Here is a 19,228-nt window from a genome sequence, read left to right as displayed (position 1 = left end):
GGAGCGCAGACGGCATGGCCCAGGTCCCGGATCCCGAAGACCTGAGCGGCGTCGTCGCGGACGCGGTGGCGGCGGCGGTCGGGATCGCCCCGGCGGCGCTCGATCTCGATGAGCGGTTCAGCCGCTACGGCCTCGACTCGCTGGCGGCATCCGGGCTGATCCGGGTGCTGTCGGAGCGCCTCGGCCGGCCGCTGCCGCCGACCCTGGTCTGGGATCACCCGACCACCGCGCGGCTGATCCGGTTCCTGTCGGGCGCGGCCGACCCGGCCGCCGACCCGGGCGCCATGCGGCCGATGGCCGAGGACGATCCGGTCGCCATCGTCGCCGTGGCCTGCCGGCTGCCGGGCGCTGCCGACCCCGAGGCCTATTGGCGGCTGCTGGTCGACGGCGTCGACGCGGTCGGCGAGATGCCGCGCAGCCGCTGGGACGTCGACGCGCTGTACGACCCCGATCCGGCGGCACCCGGTCGCATGGCGACCCGCTGGGGCGGCTATCTCGACCGGGTCGACGGCTTCGACCCGCTGTTCTTCGGCATGTCGCCGCGCGAGGCGGTCGAGGCCGACCCGCAGCAGCGCCTGATCCTGGAACTGGTCTGGGAGTCGCTGGAGCGCGCCGGGATGCCGCCGTCGCGCCTGCAGGGCAGCCGCACCGGCATCTTCATGGGGGCGATGTGGTCGGAGTACGGCCAGATCGCCGGCGGCCTGGACGCCATCGCCCAGCACTCGGCGACCGGCCGCGACACCGGGATCATCGCCAACCGGGTCAGCTACGTGCTCGGCCTGACCGGCCCCAGCCTGACGGTGAACACCGCCTGCTCGTCCTCCCTGGTGGCGGTGCACCTGGCGGCCCAGAGCCTGCGGTCGGGCGAGAGTACGCTGGCGGTCGCCGGCGGCGTGAACCTGATCCTCACCCCCGACAGCACGGTGGCGATGACCAAGTTCGGCGCGATGGCGCCGGACGGCCGCTCCAAGGCCTTCGATTCCCGCGCCAACGGCTATGTCCGCGGCGAGGGCGCCGGGGTGGTTGTGCTGAAGCCGCTGTCGCGCGCCATCGCCGACGGAGACCGGGTGCTGGCGCTGCTGCGCGGCAGTGCCGTCAACAACGACGGCCCGTCGAACGGCCTGACCGCGCCCAGCCCGGACGCCCAGCGCGGCGTGCTGCGCGACGCCTATGCCGCCGCGAAGGTGCCGCCGGCCGAGGTCGACTATGTCGAGGCGCACGGCACCGGCACCATGCTCGGCGACCCGATCGAGGCCGGCTCGCTCGGCGCCGTGCTCGGCACCGCGGAAGGGCGCGAGCGGACGCTGGTGGTCGGCTCGGCCAAGACCAACATCGGCCACCTGGAGGCGGCGGCCGGCGCGGCCGGCCTGATCAAGACGGTGATGGCGCTCGGGCACGGCACGATCCCGCCGGGCCTGCACTACCTGGCGCCGAACCCGCATATCGACTTCCCGGCCCTGAACCTGCGGGTGCCGACCGCGCCGGAGCCGTGGCCGGAGACCGGTCATCCGCGGCGCGCCGGGGTCAGCTCGTTCGGCTTCGGCGGCACCAACAGCCACGCCGTGGTCGAGGAATGGCGGGCCGAGCCGGTCGAGCCGCCGGCGCCGGGACCCGCATCCCGCAGGCTGGTGTTCGTCTACTCGGGCAACGGCGCCCAATGGGCCGGCATGGGCCGCGACCTGCTGGCGTCGGAGCCGGCGTTCCGGGCCACCGTCGAGGCCTGCGACGCGGCGTTCGCGACGCTGACCGACGAGTGGCGGGTGCTCGACCTGCTGGTCGCCGAGCCGGCGCGGGCCCGGGTGTCGGAGACCGCGGTCGCGCAGTGCCTGATGTTCGCGGTGCAGGTCGGGCTGACCCGGCTGCTGGAATCCTGGGGCTACCGGCCCGACGCCGTGGTCGGCCACAGCCTCGGCGAAGTGGCGGCGGCGCAGGCGGCCGGCGTGCTGGGCCTGGCCGATGCCGCCCGCGTGGTGTTCCACCGCAGCCGCCTGCAGGCCGAGGCTGCAGGACAGGGCGCGATGGCGCTGGTGCATCTGCCCTGGGACGAGGCCGAGGCGGCGCTGGCCGGTCATCCGGCGGTCTGCATCGCCGGCGCCAATGCGCCCGCGGCGGTGACCGTGGCCGGGCCGACCGAGGCGGTGGCGGCGGCGTCCGAGGCGCTGGTGGCCCGGGGCGTGACGGTGCAGCCGATCCGGGTCGACGTCGCCTACCACAGCCCGGCCATGGATCCGCTGCGGCCAAGGCTGGTCGAAGCGTTGGCCGGCCTGGTTCCAGGGCCCGGCAGCGTGCCGGTGCATTCGACGGTGACGGCCGGTCCCCTCGATGGGGCGGCGTTCGACGCCCGGTACTGGGGCCGAAACTTGCGCGAGCCGGTGCGCTTCGCCGAGACGGTCGCGGGCCTTCCCGATGACGCGGTGTTCGTCGAGGTGTCGCCGCATCCGGTGCTGTCTGGCGCGGTCGAGCAGGGGCTGGCGGCGCTCGATCGGGCGGGACCGGCGGTGCCGCTGCTGCGGCGGGCCGAGCCGGCGGCCGACTGCCTGCGCGCGGCGCTGGACCGGCTGGCCGCGGCCGGGATCGCGCCGGGCGAGCCGCCGGCCGACCGGCCGCTGCACGTCCTGACCCTGACGGCGAAGACCGCGGCGGCGTTGGCCGAGCTGGCGGCCCGCTACGCCGAGGCGCTGCCGGAAGAACTCGCGGATGCCTGTTTCACCGCCAACACCGGCCGCGATCCGTTCGACGAGCGCGCCGCCGTCCTGGCGCCCGACACCGGGACGATGCGACTGCATCTGTCGGCGCTGGCCCGCGGCGAAGAACCGGCCGGAAGCTGGCGTGGGGCGGTGAAGCCTGGTCGCCGGCCGGCCGTCGCGCTGCGGATCGGCGACGGTCCGCTGCCCTCGGGCCTCGACGACCTGGCGCGGCTGGCCCCGGCCTTCGCCGACGCGCTGGCGGAGGCCGACCCGGCCGCGGCGCTCGGCCGGCTGCTGACCGACTGGGGCGTGCCGTTCGCGGATGATGCCGGCGACGACGCCCTGGTCGTGGCGATCGGCGGCGCCGACGGCGACGTCCGGATCGGCGCCGGCGACGCCTGGGCCGAGGTGCTGGGCGCGCTGGCCTCCCTGTTCGTCGCCGGCGTGCCGGTCGACTGGCGGGCGGTCGACCGCGGCCTGCCGCGCCGGCGCGTGCTGCTGCCGACCTACCCGTTCCAGCGCCGGTCGTACTGGCCGGTGCCGTTGCGCGATGCGATGCCGGAATGGGCCTACGAGGTTGCCTGGGAACCGCGGGTGGGCGAGTTGCCCGATCCGGCGGCGCTGGTCGGCGGCCTGCCCTCGCCGCAACCGCCGACGGGCCTGGGTGCGGCGCTGGACCGGCTGGCCGGCGCCTACGCGGCCCGGGCGCTGCAGGGGCTTTCGACGACGGCCGCCGCGCCGCCGTTCCGCGACCGCCAGCTCGCCGCGCTGCGGGCGCTGGCGGCGGGCGCCGGCGATGCCGAGCCGCAAGCCCTGGTCGCGGAGATCGAGGCCGCCTGGCCGCAGGCTGCCGCCGAGCTGGCGGTGGTCCGCGCGGTCGGCGAGGCGTTGCCCGGCATTCTCGCGGGCACCGTCGACCCGGTCGGCCTGCTGTTCCCCGGCGGCTCGATGGAGCGGCTGGAGGCGGTGTACCAGCGCTCGCCGTTCGCGGCCGGGCTGGCCGAACGGTTGCGGGCCGCGTTCGCGGCGATCGCCGACGGCCGGCCGGGCCTGCGGGTGGTCGAGATCGGCGGCGGCACCGGCGGCACGTCGGCGCACCTGCTGCCGCTGCTGCCCGCCGCCGGCTCCTACCTGTTCACCGACGTCTCGCAGGCCTTCCTCGACCGTGCCCGCCAGCGGTTCGGCGCCGCGCCCGGGTTGGCGACCGGCCTGCTGGACATCGAGCACGATCCGGCGGCTCAGGGCATCGGCGCCGACCACGACGTCGCGGTTGCGGTCAACGCTCTGCACACGACCGCCGATCTGCGGGCCACCGTGGCGCACGCCCGCGCCACCCTGCGGCCCGGCGGCCTGCTGCTGCTCGGCGAGGTGACTGGCGCACCGGGCTGGCTCGACCTGGTGTTCGGCACCCTGGAGGGCTGGTGGCGGTTCGCCGACGGCGACCTGAGGCCGGCCAGTGCGCTGCTCGACGCCGATCGCTGGCGGACGTTGCTGGGCGAATGCGGTTTCGACGCCGTCGAGGTCGCCCCGGACGGCGACCGCCAAAGCCTGATCGTCGCCCGGGCCGCCGCGCGCCGGCTGATCCTCGCGGCCGGCGACCCGGTCCCCGAGACCGGTACCTGGGACGAGACGGTCCTCGAAGCCGCCGGCGACCCGGCGGCGGCCTGCCGGACGCTCGATCCGCTGGTCGCCGAGCCGCGGTTCGGACGGCTGTCGGTCGCCGGGCCGCCCGACGACCCGGCGACGGCCGCCGGCAGGGCCTACGGGCTGAGCGCGCTGCTGACCGATCCGGCGCGCTGGGACGGCGAGACCGGGCGGACGGCGCGGCTGCAGGCGCTGCCGGCACCGGTCAGCGACGGCCCGCCGGTGCGATCGGACGGCGTCTACCTGATCACCGGCGGCCTCGGCGCGCTCGGCCTCGCCGTCGCCGAGTGGCTGGTGGAGCGCGGTGCCCGGCATCTGGCACTGCTTGGCCGGCGGCAGCCGAATGCAGATGCATCGAATCGCATTGGGGTGCTGGAGGCGGCCGGCGCCGAGATCCTGACCGTCGCCGCCGACGTCGCCTCGCGGGCCGAGATGGAGGCGGCGCTGGCCGGCCTCGGCGACTGGCCGCTGGCCGGCGTGATCCATGCCGCCGGCGCCGTCTCGGACGACCCGGTGGCGGCGCTGGCCCCGAAGCTCGACGGCGCCCGCATCCTGGACCAGCTGACCCGGCGCGACGGCGTCGACCTGTTCCTGCTGTTCTCGTCGGCCGCCGGGACCTGGGGCGCCAGCGGCCGGGCGGCCTACGCCGCCGCCAACGCCGCCATGGACACCGTCGCCGCAGCACGGCGCGCCGCCGGGTACCCGGCGCTCAGCGTCGCCTGGGGCCGGTTCACGGTGCGCGGCCTGCTCGACGCGGCCGAGGACGCCGCGCTCGCCGAGATGGGGCTGCGGGCGATGGCGCCGGCGCCCGCCTTCGACCTTGCCCGGCGGCTGGCCGGGACCGACCGGGCGCATGCGGTGGTGGCCGATGTCGACTGGCCGCGGTTCCGGGCAGTCTACGAACTGCACGGCCCGAGCCCGCTGCTGCGCGACCTGCCGGCGGCGGAACCGGCCGGGGCGGCATCACGCCCCGAAACCGCACCGTCGGCCGACGGCTCGGCCTTCGACACGGTACGCCGTGTCGTCGCCGAAGCGCTGGGTTATGCGGCGGACGCCCTGCCGACCGATCGCGGCTTCTTCGACCTCGGCCTCGACAGCCTGATGACGGTCCGGCTGCGGGCCAGGCTGGAGGAGGCGCTCGGCCGGCCGGTGTCGACCGCGGCGCTGTTCGCCCATCCGACGGCCGAGGCGCTGGCGGCCTGGCTGGCGCCCGACGCGGCACCACCGGCCCCTGCGTCCGCGCCGGCTACCGCGACCAGCCACGCCGTCGCCGTCATCGGCATCGGCTGCCGGTTCCCCGGCGGCGTCGGCGACCCGGACGCGTTCGCGCGCCTGCTGTTCGACGGCGTCGACGCCGTCACCGAGGTGCCGGCGGCGCGCTGGGACTGGCGGGAGTGGGCCGCCGACCGGCCGGATGCGCCCGGCGCTATCGCCAGCCGCTGGGGCGGCTTCCTGGACGGGGTCGACCGGTTCGACGCGGCGTTCTTCGGCATCCCGCCCAAGGACGCCGCCTTCATGGACCCGCAGCAGCGTCTGCTGCTGGAGACCGCCTGGGAAGCGGTCGAGCGCGCCGGCATCGACCCGACAGGGTTGGCCGGCAGCCGCACCGGCGTGTTCGTCGGCATCACCGGCAGCGACTACGCCGCCCTCGCCCGCTGCGGCCGGCCGGAGGACCTGGAGGCCCAGGCGATCACCGGGCAGCCGGCCAACACCGCGGCCGGCCGGATCTCGTTCACCCTCGGCCTGACCGGGCCGGCGCTGGCGGTCGACACCGCCTGCTCGTCGTCGCTGGTGGCGCTGCACCTGGCCTGCCGGGCGCTGCGTGACGGCGAGTGCGACGCGGCGCTCGCCGGCGGCGTGAACCTGGTGCTGGCGCCCGAGACCTCGGTGATCCTGTCGCGCGCCGGAATGCTGTCGCCGACCGGCCGCTGCCACAGCTTCGACGCCGACGCCGACGGCTTCGTGCGGGCCGAGGGCTGCGGCATGGTGCTGCTGAAGCCGCTCGACCGGGCGCTGGCCGACGGCGACCCGGTCCTGGCGGTGGTACGCGGCAGCGCGGTCAATCACGACGGCAGGGCCAGCGGCTTCACGGTGCCGAACGGCTCGGCCCAGGCCGGGGTGATCCGGGCCGCTCTGGCCGACGCCGGCGCGGCGCCGGCGGACATCGCCTATGTCGAGGCGCACGGCACCGGCACCGGGCTCGGCGACCCGGTCGAGGCGCAGGCTCTGGCCGAGTTGCTGGCCGAGGGCCGCGACGGGCCGCTGGTCGTGGGCTCGGTGAAGAGCAACATCGGCCACGCCGAGTCGGCGGCCGGCATCGCCGGCTTCATCAAGACCGTGCTGGCGCTGCGGGCCGGGCGGATCCCGCCGAACCTGCATTTCGGCCGCCTGAACGAGCATATCCGCACCGATGCGATAGGCCTGCTGGTGCCGACCGCGCCGCTCGACTGGCCGGCGGGCGCGCCGCGGCTCGCCGGGGTCAGCGCGTTCGGGGCCAGCGGCACCAACGCCCACGTGGTGCTGGAGGCGGCGGCACCGGCTGAGCCGGCCGCGGTGGCACCGGCGCTCCGGATCGTACCCCTGTCGACCCGCGATCCGGCCGGCCTCGCGGCGCTCGGCGAGGCCGTGGCCGTCATGCTGGACGACGGCAACCTCGCCGACGTGGCGCGATCCGCCGCCGCGTCGCGGGCCGGGTTGCCGGTGCGCGGCTTCGCGCTCGGCGACGGCGCCGAGGAACTGCGGGCCGGGCTGCATGCCCTGGCGCCGGTACGCGCCGCCGAGCGGCCGAAGGTCGCGTTCCTGTTCACCGGCCAGGGCGCGCAATACGCCGGCATGGGTCGCGGCCTGTACGCGTCCGAGCCGGTGTTTCGCACGGTGCTGGACCGCTGCGAGGCGGTGGCGACGCCGCTGCTCGGCCGCAGCCTGCTGGCGGCGATGTTCGAGGAAAATGCAGGCGCATCGATCGACGGCACCGCCCTGGCCCAGCCGGCGCTGTTCGCACTGGAGTGCGGGCTGGCGGCGCTGTGGCGCTCCTGGGGCGTCGAGCCGGCCGCGGTGCTCGGCCACAGCGTCGGCGAGTACGCCGCCGCGGTCGCCGCCGGGGTGATGGAGCTGGACGCCGCGATGGCGCTGGTCGTCCGGCGCGGTGCGCTGATGCAGGCGTTGCCGGCCGGCGGCGGCATGCGGGCGGTGCTGGCGCCGGAGGCCGAGGTGGCGCCGCTGCTGGCCGCCGAGCCGTCGCTGTCGGTGGCGGCGGTCAACGGCCCGGCCAACACGGTGGTGTCGGGCCCGCTCGACGCCCTCGACCGGCTGAGCGCGGCGCTCGACGAAGCCGGGATGCCGTGGCGGCCACTGACCGTCAGCCACGCCTTCCACTCGGCCCTGCTCGAGCCGATGCTCGACGACTTCGTGGCGGCGGCGCGCGCGGTGGCCTACCGGCCGGCGGCGATCCCGGTGATCTCCAACCTGACCGGGGCGCCGCGCACCGAGTTCGATGCCGGCTACTGGCGCCGGCACGCCCGCGCGGCGGTGCGCTTCGCCGACGGCCTGCGGGCGGCGGCCGGACTCGGATGCACGGTGTTCGTCGAGCTCGGCCCGCAGCCGGTGCTGACGACCCTGGCCGGCGCCGTGCTCGACACGGCGACCCTGGTGCCCGGCCTGGCGCGCGACGGCGACGACCGGCGCCTGCTGTTCGAGGCGGCCGGCCGGGCCTGGCAGGCCGGGGCGCAGGTCGACTTCGCGGCGCTCCTGAACGAGCCGGCGGCCCGGCGCATCGCCCTGCCGACCACGCCGTTCGCCCGCAAGCGCCACTGGCTCGACTGGATCGATACCTCGCGGGCCGGCCGGCCGTCGGCGCCGCACCACGTCTACGAGATCGTCTGGGAGGTTGCCGAACCAAGCGCGGCGCCGGGCGGTACCTGGCGGCTGGTCGGCGGCGATCCTGCCTTGGCGGCGGCGCTGCGGGCAGCCGGCCTCGACCTTTGCGACGAGCCGACCGCGGGCGTGATCTGGGCGAACGGCCTGGGCTGCCGCGAGGACGAAACCGCCGCCCTGTGCGACGGGCTGCAGGCCCTGGTCGCCGCCTCGTCGGTTCCGGTGCATGTGCTGACCTATGGCGCCCAGGCGGCGTGCGGCGAGGCCGCGGATCCGGCAGCGGCGGCGCTGTGGGGCCTCGGGCGGGTGCTGGCGCTGCGCGAGCCGGAGCGCTGGGGCGGGCTGATCGACCTCGACCCGACAGCGCTGCCGGCCAACCAGGCGGCGGCGGTCGTCTCGGCCCTCGCGGGCGAGGAGCAGGTGGCGATCGGTGGCGGCCGGCTGCTGGCACCGCGGCTGGCGCCGGTCACCGCGACCCTGCCGGAGCCGATGCCGATCCGCGGCGATCGCACCTACCTGATCACCGGCGGGCTCGGCGCTCTCGGACTGGCGCTGGCGACGCACCTCGTCGCTGCCGGCGCCCGGCACCTGGCCCTGGTCGGTCGCACCGCCGGGCCGGACGGGCTGCCGGCGGCGCTGCGGGACGCCGGGGCGGAGATCCGCGTGTTCGCCGCCGACGTGGCCGACGAAGCAGCGATGGCTGCGGTCGCCGGGGCGATCGACGCCACCATGCCGCCGGTCGCCGGGATCCTGCATGCCGCCGGGGTGAAGGACGGGACGACGGCGGAGGTGCTGGCGCCGAAGCTGGCCGGTGCCTCGGTGCTCGACCGGCTGTCGCGGCGCTGGCAGAAGCGGGGCTGGCCGGTCGAGCTGTTCGCGCTGTTCGGCTCGGCCGCCGCGGTCTGGGGCGACCGCGACCTGCCGGGCTACGCCGCCGGCAACGCCGCGCTCGACGCCCTGGCGCACCGTCGCCGGGCCGAGGGGCTGCCGGCGACCGCCGTCGACTGGGCGCGCTTCGACGTGGCGGGCATGCTCAGCGACGCGGCAGCGGCGGATTTCGACCGGCTCGGCATCCGGGCGATCCCGGCCGAGCGGGCGTTCGCGACCATGCGGTCGCTGGCGGCGTCCGGCCGGCCGCAGGCGGTGGTCGCCGACGTCGACTGGGATGCGTTCCGGGCGGTCTACGAGGGCCGGTGCCCGCGTCCGCTGCTGTCGCGGCTCGGGTCGGAGAGGGCGCCGACCGCCGAGCCGCCGGCGCCGGCTTCCCTGCCGCCGCGCCCGGCCGTCGCCGCCCGGCTGCGGGTACTGGTCGCCGGCCTGCTCGGGGTCGAGGAGGCCGAGATCGACCCGGAGCGCGGGTTCTTCGCGCTCGGTCTCGACAGCTTCGGCGTGGTCGAGCTGCGGCGGGCGGTCGAGCGGGAGTACGGGCTGGAGCTGCCCACTTCGGCGTTGTTCGAGGCGCCGAATGTGGTGGCGCTGGCGGCCCGGCTGGTGCCGGATGCGACGGCGGAGACGGCGTTCGAGGCTCCGGCCGCGACCCATGAGCCGATCGCCGTCGTCGGCGCCGGGCTGCGGCTGCCGGGCGGGGTACGGGACCTCGACGGGCTGCGGCGCCTGCTGTTCGACGGGGTCGACGCCGTGGTCGACCTGCCGGAGGGACGGCGGACCGGGCCGGTGCCGGCCGAGCCGGCGCTGCGGCAGGCCGGCTGGCTCGACGCGGTCGACCGGTTCGACGCCGACTTCTTCGGGATCAGCCCGCGCGAGGCGGCACAGATCGACCCGCAGCACCGGCTGCTGCTGGAGACCGCCTGGGAGGCGGTGGAGAACGCCGGCTGGTCGCCGCCGTCCCTGCGCGACACCAGCACCGGGGTGTTCGTCGGCATCACCGGTACCGAGTACGCGGCGATGGCGCGGGCCGCCGGCCGGGCCGACGCCCATGCCGTCGGCGGCCAGTTCCTGAACGTGGCGGCCGGCCGGATCTCGCACGCGCTCGGCCTGCGCGGGCCGAGCCTGGCGGTCGACACCGCCTGCTCGTCGTCGGCGATGGCGGTGCACCTGGCCTGCCGGGCGCTGCGCGGCGGCGAGTGCGAGACTGCGCTGGCCGGCGGCGTCAACCTGGTCCTGGCGCCCGAGACCACGGCGATCCTGCAGGGTGCCCGCATGCTGTCGCCGGAGGCGCGCTGCCGGACCTTCGATGCCGGCGCCGACGGTTACGTCCGGGCCGAAGGCTGCGGGCTGGTGGTGCTGAAGCCGCTGTCGCGCGCCGAGGCCGACGGCGACCGCATCCTGGCGGTGATCCGCGGCAGCGCCGCCAATCATGACGGCGCGTCCGGCGGCTTCACGGTGCCGAGCGGGGCGGCGCAGGAGGCGGTGATCCGGTCGGCGCTGGCCGATGCCGGGGTCGCGCCGGCGGCGGTGTCCTATGTCGAGGCGCACGGCACCGGCACCGCGCTCGGCGACCCGATCGAGATGCACGCCCTCGACGCGGTCTACGGCGACGGCCGCGCCGACCCGCTGCTGGTCGGCTCGATCAAGACCAATATCGGCCATGCCGAGGCGGCGGCCGGGATCGCCGGGCTGCTGAAGGTGGTTGCCGGCCTCGGCGCCGGACGGATTCCGAAGCATCTGCATCTGCAAAGCCTGAACCCGCAGATCCGGGTGCCGCCGGAGCATGTCGCGGTGGCCACGGGGGAGACCGACTGGCGGCCGGTCGACGGCCGCCGGATCGCCGGGGTCAGTGCCTTCGGGGCCAGCGGCACAAACGTCCATCTGGTGGTCGAGGCAGGACCGCCCGTCGAGCCGCCGCGCGAAGCGGGGACCGCACCGTTGGTGCTGCCGCTGTCGGCCCGGCGCGCAGACGATCTGGCGGCGATCGGCGAGGCGGTGCTGTCGGCGCCCGACACGGTGGCCGCCTGCCGCGAGGCGGCGCTGTCACGCACCGGCCTGCCGTGGCGGGTCGCGGTGACCGCCACCGACCGCGAGGGGCTGCGGCGGGCGCTGGCAGAGGCGGTCCCGGTCCGCGCCGGCACCCCGCGCATAGCCTTCCTGTTCACCGGCCAGGGCGCTCAGCACCCGGGTATGGCCTGGTCGCTGTACCGGCACGAGCCGGTGTTCCGCGACGCCATCGAGCGTTGCGCCGCCGCCATGCGCGGCCGGCTGCCGGTACCGCTGACGAGCCTGCTGGACGGGACCTTGCCGGTGGTCGCGACCGAGCATGCGCAGCCGGCGCTGTTCGCCGTCGGCTGCGGCCTCGCGGCGCTGTGGCGGAGCTGGGGCGTGGTGCCGGAGGCGGTGCTGGGGCACAGCGTCGGCGAGATCGCCGCAGCCTGCGTCGCCGGCGCGATGAGCCTGGAGGACGCCGCGGCCTTCATCGTCGAGCGCGGCCGGCTGATGGGCTCGCTGCCGGCCGGCGGCGTGATGCTGGCGGTACCGGCGTCCGAGGCGGCGGTCGCCGACCTGTTGGGCCCGGAGGTCGAGATCGCCGCCCGCAACGGCCCGGACAACATCGTGCTGACCGGCGGGACCGAGGCGATCGATGCGGCGGCTTCCCGGCTGGCGGCGCGCGGCGTCGAGGGCCGGCCGCTGGCGGTCAGCCACGCCTTCCACTCGGCTCGCCTCGACCCGACCCTCGACGAGCTGGAGCGGGCGGCCGGACGGATCGCTTTCCGCCCGGCGACCATCCCGGTGGCCTCGAACCTGGACGGGGCGCTGCGGACGGCGTTCGACGCCGGCTACTGGCGCCGGCAGGCGAGGCAGCCGGTCGCGTTCGCCGACGGCATGGCGGCGCTCGCCGAGCTCGGCTGCGACACCTTCGTCGAGATCGGCCCGCAGCCGGTGCTGTGCGGGCTCGGCCGGCAGTGCGTCGAGGGCGGCAGCTGGATCGCCAGCCTGAGGCGCGACGCCGACGACGTCGCGACCCTGCGGACGGCAGCGGCGACCGCCTGGACCCTGGGCGCGCCGGTCGACTGGAGGGCGGTCACCGGGGCCCGGCCGAGGGATGCGGCGCCGCTGCCGGCCTATCCGTTTCGGGAGACCCGGCACTGGTTCGACGACGGGCGACCGGATGTCGGGCCGAGCCGACGTCGGTGGTTCGCGACGAAGCTGGACTCGCCGGGCCTGACGGCGCCGGCCTACGCCGACCGGCTCGGCCCGCCCGAGGTCCCGGGGCTGCAGGACAGCGGCGGCCTCGTGCATGTCGGTCTGCACCTCGCGTTCGTGGCGGCGGCGCTCGACCGGGCGGCAGCCGGCGCGACGGTGCTGGCGGACGCCGGGTTCCCGGCGGCGCTGGTGCTGGAGGCGCCGCGCGACCTGCAGGTGGTCGAGGGCCGGGACGGGCTGACCGCGCTGTACTCGAAGGCCGACGGCGGCGAGTGGGTGCGGCATTCGGAGATGCGCGTCGGGGATTTGGCGCCGGTGCCGTCCGAGTTACTCGATGTCGCAGCGGTCGAGGCACGCTGCGGCGAGACGGTCGCCGGTGACGACTTCTACCGCGACCTCGAGGCGCGCGGCTTCGCGCTCGGCCCGCGGCTGCGGCGGATCGAGCGGATTCGGCGCGGGGCGGGCGAGCTGCTTGCGGCGGTGACCCTGCCGCCCGACGACGATCCGCTTGCGTTCGGCCTGCCGGCCACCCTGTTCGAGGTGATGGCGCAACTGCCGGCGGCGGCGCACCCCGCGGCCGACGAGCCATTCATGCTGGTCGGCTGGCAGCGGCTGACGCTGACCGGGGTTCCGGCGACGGGATCCATGCTTCTGCATGCGGTGGCGAATCGGTCAGTGGACGGCGCGGTCATGACGGCGAGGATCAGGCTGGCTGACGCCGAGGGAAGGCTGCTCGCCGATGTCGAAGGCGCGGTGCTGAAACGGATCGAGGCCGGGGCGTGGCATGGCACGGCACCGGCGCCGTGGCTCGGCCGGGTGGAGTGGGAGCCGGTGGCGATGCCGCGCGCCGGCGCGGGCCCGGTCCGGCTGATCGCCACCGGCGACCGGACCGCGGCCCTGGCGGCGCGCTATGCGGGACCTGTCGACGACGTCGCGCCGGTGGTGGCGCTGCTGATCGAGCCCTCGGCTGCGGCCGAGCCGGAATCCCTGGCGCGGGCGATCGAGGCGCTCGACGGGGTCGCGGCCGGCAGCCGGCTGCTGCTGGTCACCCGGGGGGCGATGGTGCCGGCGGCGGAGATCTGTGCGCTCGCCGAGGGCGGGGCCGGGGCCTGGGGTCTCGCCCAGGCGATCCAGGCCGAGTATCCGGCCCTGTCCTGCCGGCTGGTCGACCTCGACCCGGCCGACGATTCCCTGGCGGTCCTGCAGGCCGAGGCCGCGGACGACGGGCCCGAGACCATGACCGCCTGGCGCGCCGGCCGGCGCCATGCGGCGCGGCTGGCGGACCTGCCGGCGAACGCGACGGACGGCCCGCGGCGACTGGCGGTCGGCCGGCCCGGCGAGCCCGAAAGCCTGTGCTGGGAGCCGGCCGTCGTTGCCGAGCCCGGGCCGGGCGAGGTGGCGGTCCGGGTGATCGCCGCCGCCCCGAACTTCCGCGACGTGCTGGCCGTGTACGGCCGGATGCCAGCGACGGCCGGGCTCGGGTCCGACGCCGCCGGCACCGTGGCGGCGGTCGGCGCGGGCGTCGCCGGGCTGTCGGTCGGCGACCCGGTGGTCTGCTACGTCCCCGGCGGCGGCGCGCTTGCCGACCGGGTCATGGGGCCGGCCCGGTTGGTCCGGCCGAAGCCCGGTCACCTGTCGTTCGCGGCCGCGGCGACCCTGCCGGTCGCCGGCCTGACGGCATGGCACGCCCTGGTCGAGCGGGCCGGGTTGCGGGCCGGCGAGACCGTGCTGGTGCATGCCGCCGGCAGCGGCGTCGGGCTGGCGGCCGCGGCGGTCGCGGGCATGCTCGGGGCCGAGGTGCTGGCGACCGCCGGCCCGGCCAAGCACGCGGCACTGCGGGCGCTCGGCCTGACGGTCGTCGGCAGCTCCCGCGACGGCGGCTTCGGCGAGGCCGTGCGGGCGGCGACCGGCGGGCGCGGCGTCGGCGTCGCGATCGGCGCGTTCGACGACACCGCCCGGGCGGCCGCGGCGGAAGCCCTGGCACCCGGCGGCCGGCTGGTCGACCTGACCCGGCGCGGCGACCCTGACGACGTCGACCTGGACCGCCTGGCCCGCGACGAGCCGGAGCGGTTCGACGCGCTGTTCGACGCGGTCATGGCGGCGGTCGCCGACGGCCGGCTGCCGCCGGTGCCAGTCGAGGCTGTCGACCGGACGGCCGCCGCCGACGGGTTCCGGCGGCTGGGTGCGGGCAGTGTCGTCGGCCGGCTGAGCGTGATGCTGGCGGACGAGCCGGCGCCGGAGCCGGCGGGCACCTGGCTGGTCACCGGGGCGGCCGGCGGCATCGGCAGAGCCGTGGTGCGTCACCTGCTCGACCGCGGGGTGCGCGGCTTCGTGCTGGTCGATCCTGCCGGCATCGCCGACGACACCGGCGCCGCCCTGGATGCGGCCGGCGCCGCGGCCGTGGTCTCGACCGCCGACGTCGCCGACGCAGCGGCGATGGAAGCGGTGTTCGCCGAGGCCGCGCGCCGATTGCCGCCGATCGAGGGGGTCCTGCATGCCGCGGCCGTGCTCGACGACGCGCCGCTGCGCGAGCTGGACGCCGGGCGCCTGGCACGGGTGTTCCGCCCGAAGGTCGAGGGGGCGCGGGTGCTTGACCGGTTGAGCCGGGGGCTGCCGGTCCGGTCGTTCGTGCTGTTCTCGTCGGTGGTGGCGAGCCTGCCGTCGGCCGGCCAGGGCGCCTACGCCGCCGCCAACGCGGCCCTCGACCACGTGGCCCGGCGCCGGCGCGCGCTCGGCCTGCCGGCCCGGTCGGTACGGTGGGGACCGTGGGCGATCGGCATCGGGGCCACGCTGGGCGAACGCAGCCGGGCGGTCTGGCGGTCCTGGGGGGTGGAGCCGCTGTCCGCCACTCAGGGCATGGAAGTGCTCGACGCGGTGCTCGGCGGGACCGGCGACCTGATCGCGCTGCGTGTCGACTGGCGGAGCTATGCGGCCCGCACCGAGGCGGCGCCGCCGCTGCTGGCCCGGGTGATGCCGAAGGCTGCGATGAAGGTCGAGCCCGAGGTTCCGGCCCCGCCCTCGGACGTCGCCGCGGTCTCGCCGGCCGACCTGCCGGGGGCGATCGATGCGATCGTCGCCGAGGCGGCGGCGTCGGTCCTGGGCCTGCGCTCCGCCGGCGACCTGGACCGGCAGCGGACGTTCAGCGAGCAGGGCCTGGACTCGCTGATGGCGACCGACCTGGCGGGTGTGCTGTCCCGGCGCCTCGGCCAGCGCCTGCCCGGCACCCTCGCCTACAATTTCCCGACGCCGGATTCCCTTGCCCGACATCTGGTCGACCGGCTGAACCCGATAGGGGAGGAACACCGGGGGTCGAATGTGCCATCCTCCGGGGCGTCCGACGGCGGAGGAGATGGCGTGACGGTGACTCTGCTCGACCGACTCGATGCGCAACTGGCCAGCATCGACCGGCTGCTGGGGGACGAGCCGTGACGACCGCGAATCCGCACGAGGACGCGCTGCAGCGCGCGATGCTGGCGCTCGAGCGCATGCAGGCGCGGCTCGAGGCGATGCAGAACGCGGCGCACGAGCCGATCGCCGTGGTCGGGCTCGGCTGCCGGTTTCCCGGTGCCGATGACGCGGACGCGTTCCTTGAGCGGCTGCAAGTAGGCTACGACGCGGTCGGCGCGGTTCCCGAGGACCGGGCCAGCCTGTTCGACGGTGCCGACGGCGATCTGCGGCGCGGCGGTTTCATGGCCGATGTCGCCGGTTTCGATGCAGGTGCATTCGGGATCGCCGAGGCCGAGGCGATCGCCATGGACCCGCACCAGCGGCTGCTGCTGGAGACCGCCTGGACCGCGCTGGAGGACGCCGGCGGGGCGGGCGGCGGCCTGGCCGGCACCCGCACCGGGGTCTGGCTCGGGCTCGGCGCCCAGAACAGCGACTATTCCTGGTGGCAACTGACCGACCCGGCGCGGCTGGACGCCAACGCGATCCCCGGCAGCTTCCACAGCCTGATGCCCGGCCGGCTGTCCTACCTGCTCGACCTGCGCGGCCCCAGCATGGTGGTCGACGCCGCCTGCGCGTCCGGGCTGGTCGCCGTTCACCTGGCCTGCCAGTCGCTGCGCCGGCGGGAGTGCGATGCCGCACTGGCGGCGGCGGTCAACCTGGTGCTGTCGCCGCTGGTCTCGCGGGCGGTACGGCAGAGCGGCCTGCTGTCGCCGTCGGGGGCCTGCCGCTCGTTCGACGACGCGGCCGACGGGTTCGTGCGCGGCGAGGGCGCCGGTGCACTGGTGCTGAAGCGGCTGTCCGACGCGGTCGCCGACGGCGACGCGATCTGGGCGGTGATCCACGGCTCGGCGGTCGGCCAGGACGGCCACAGCAACGGGCTGACCGCGCCCAGCGGTCCGGCCCAGCAGGCGGTGCTGCGGGCGGCGCTGGCCGACGCCCGGCTGGCGCCGGCGCAGGTCGGCTACGTCGAGGCGCACGCCACCGGCACGAGGCTGGGAGACGCGATCGAGGCCGAGGCGATCGGCGCGGTCTATGGGCAGGGGCGGCCGGCGCCGGTCCGGGTCGGCGCGCTGAAGCCTAATCTCGGGCATCTGGAGGCGGCGTCCGGCATGGCGGCGCTGGTCAAGGCGATCCTCGCCCGGCGCGCCGGCACGATCCCGCCGACCCGGCCGGTCGCGGCGCTGAACCGCGACATCGACCCGCACGAGTCCGGCATCGAACTGGTGACCGCCGAGACGCCGTGGCCGGCCGACGCGCCCTGCGCCGGCGTCAGCGCCTTCGGGATGAGCGGCACCAACGCCCACCTGATCCTGGGGCCGGCGCCGGAGCCGGCGGCCGCAGCATCGGCCGACCGACGGACCCGGGTCCTGTGCCTGAGCGCGGCGACCGACACCGCGCTGGCCGCGCTGGCGGGCGCGATCGCCGCCGCGCTGCACGACGACATGCCCTGGCCGGATTTGTGCGCGACCCTGAACCTCGGGCGCAGGGCGTTCGCCCGGCGCTGCGTGGTCGAGGCCGCCGACACCGCCGAAGGGCGGGACCGGCTGCGGGCCTTCGTGGCCGGCCGGCCGGCGGTACCGGTCACGCCGCTCGGTCGGGCGGCGGCGGCCGGGCAGCCGGTCGACTGGCTGGCCGAGCAGGGCCGTCCGGCCCGGCGGCTGCGGCTGCCGACCTACCCGTTCGAGCATCGCCGGTACTGGCCGGAGCATCTCGGCGGTCCGGCACGGGCCGAGACGGTCTTGCCGACGGTGCCGGCGGATTTCCTGCATCGACTGGCCTGGCAGCCGGCCGGCACCGCGACCCTGGGGCCGGCGCCGGCGCAGGTCCTGCTGTTCGGCGATCGCGCGCTGGCCGACCGGGTCGCGCCCGGGCTGGCGCGCGCCGGCATCCGCTCGGTGCTGGCCGACGGCCCGGGCGATCTGAGCCGCCATCCGGTGGCGCCGGTCCTGTGGCTGGTGGGGGACCTCGACCCGGCAGGGCACGCCGGGCATCTGGCCGGGCTGCTGGACCTGGTGCGGGCCCTGGCCGACGCACCGCGGCCGCTGCGGATCGTCACCGAGGGCGGAACCGGCGAGGCCGTGCTGCCGGCGATGGCCCTGGCGCTCGGCCGGGCGGTCGCCATCGAGCACGCCGACCTGGGTTGCCGCCGGATCGACCTGATTCCGGGCCAGCCGGATCCCGGCAACGCGCTGGCCGCCGAGCTGCGGCTCGACGACGGCGAGGAACTGGTGCGCCACGGTCCGGCCGACCGCGAGGTGGCGCGGGTCGTGCCGCTGTCGGTGCCCGCCGGGCGCTTTTCGGTCCGCCCCGACGCCGCCTATCTGGTCACCGGCGGGTTCGGCGGCGTCGGCCGGGCGGTCGCCGGCTGGCTGGTGGAGCGGGGCGCGTGCGAGCTGGTCCTGGTCGGCCGAACCGTCCGCGATCTGCCGGAGGCGACCGGATGGCGGGCCAGCGGCGTGCGGGTCCGCACCGAGGCGGCCGACGTCTCGGACGTGGTCGCGATCGCCGCGATCCTGCGGGCGCTCGACGCCGACGGCGTGCCGCTGGCCGGGGTGTTCCATTGCGCCGGAGTGACGGCCGACACGCTGCTGGCGAATGCCGGCGCGGCGGAGGTCGAGCGGGTGCTGCGGGCCAAGACCGAGGGGGCGCTGGCGCTCGACCGGGCGACCCGGGGCCGTGCGCTCGACGCGTTCGTGCTGTTCTCGTCGATCACCGCGCTGTGCGGGCTGGTCGGCACCGGCCTCTACGCCGCGGCCAATGCCGGGCTGTCCGCGATCGCCCGACAGCGGCGGGTGGCGGGGCAGCCGGCACTGTCGGTGATGTGGGGCACCTGGGCCGGCTCGGGCATGGCGGAGGCGGCGGGTGCCGACCTTGCCGCGCAGTGGGCGCGGCACGGCATCGCGCCGTTCGACGCGACGACCGGGCTGGCGGCGCTCGAGGCGCTGTTGGCGGCCGACGCGACCGAGGCGGTCGCCGGCCGGGTCGACTGGGACCGCCTGGCCCGCTGGTGCCGGCAGGAGGGCTCCGGCGCCAGCCTGTACGAGCGGGTGGCGTCGGACCTGCCGACGCCACAGCCGATCGGCGAGAGTCGAAGGTCCTGGACCTCCGGCGAGCTGGCGGCGGTGGTGCGGGCGGCGGTCGCCGCGGTGGTCGACCGGCCGGTCGGGGACCCGATGCTGGACCGGTCGTTCGGCGATCTCGGACTCGGGTCCCTGGCGGCGGTCGAGCTCCGGAATCGGCTTTCCGGTCAACTGGGTGTCCCGGTTCCGGCGACGCTGGCCTTCAACCATCCGTCGATCGCCGCCGTCGTGCGTTTCCTGGCCCGACGCGTTACGGTGTCGCCGGACCCGGCCGAGCCGGCGACTTCGGTGACTGCTCGCGTCGGTAGCATGACCGAGGCGGAGGCCGAACGGCGCATGGCGGCGCTGCTGGCCGAACTCGATGCAGCACGATCGAACTGACGACGACGGAGCAGAGCA

Annotated in this window: 2 protein-coding genes; both read left to right on the top strand. The window is 76.5% G+C overall.

Annotation, left to right across the window (positions count from 1 at the left end; genetic code table 11):
• The first annotated feature begins 14 nt into the window (after nt 1–14).
• The gene (locus IE246_RS14380; RefSeq protein WP_189990773.1) at nt 15–15,731 is read left to right on the top strand and encodes a type I polyketide synthase; all 15,717 of its coding nucleotides are present in this window, start codon (nt 15–17) and stop codon (nt 15,729–15,731) included.
• On the top strand, nt 15,728–19,210 hold the full coding sequence (locus IE246_RS14375; RefSeq protein WP_189990772.1) for an SDR family NAD(P)-dependent oxidoreductase: 3,483 nt from the start codon (nt 15,728–15,730) through the stop codon (nt 19,208–19,210). The genes IE246_RS14380 and IE246_RS14375 overlap by 4 nt, the downstream gene beginning before the upstream one ends.
• The last annotated feature ends 18 nt before the right edge of the window (nt 19,211–19,228 follow it).

The sequence above is a fragment of the Thalassobaculum fulvum genome (assembly GCF_014652915.1).
Lineage (GTDB): Bacteria > Pseudomonadota > Alphaproteobacteria > Thalassobaculales > Thalassobaculaceae > Thalassobaculum_A > Thalassobaculum_A fulvum.
Note: the sequence above shows the minus strand (reverse complement) of the source record. Positions and strands in the feature narration are given on the sequence as shown.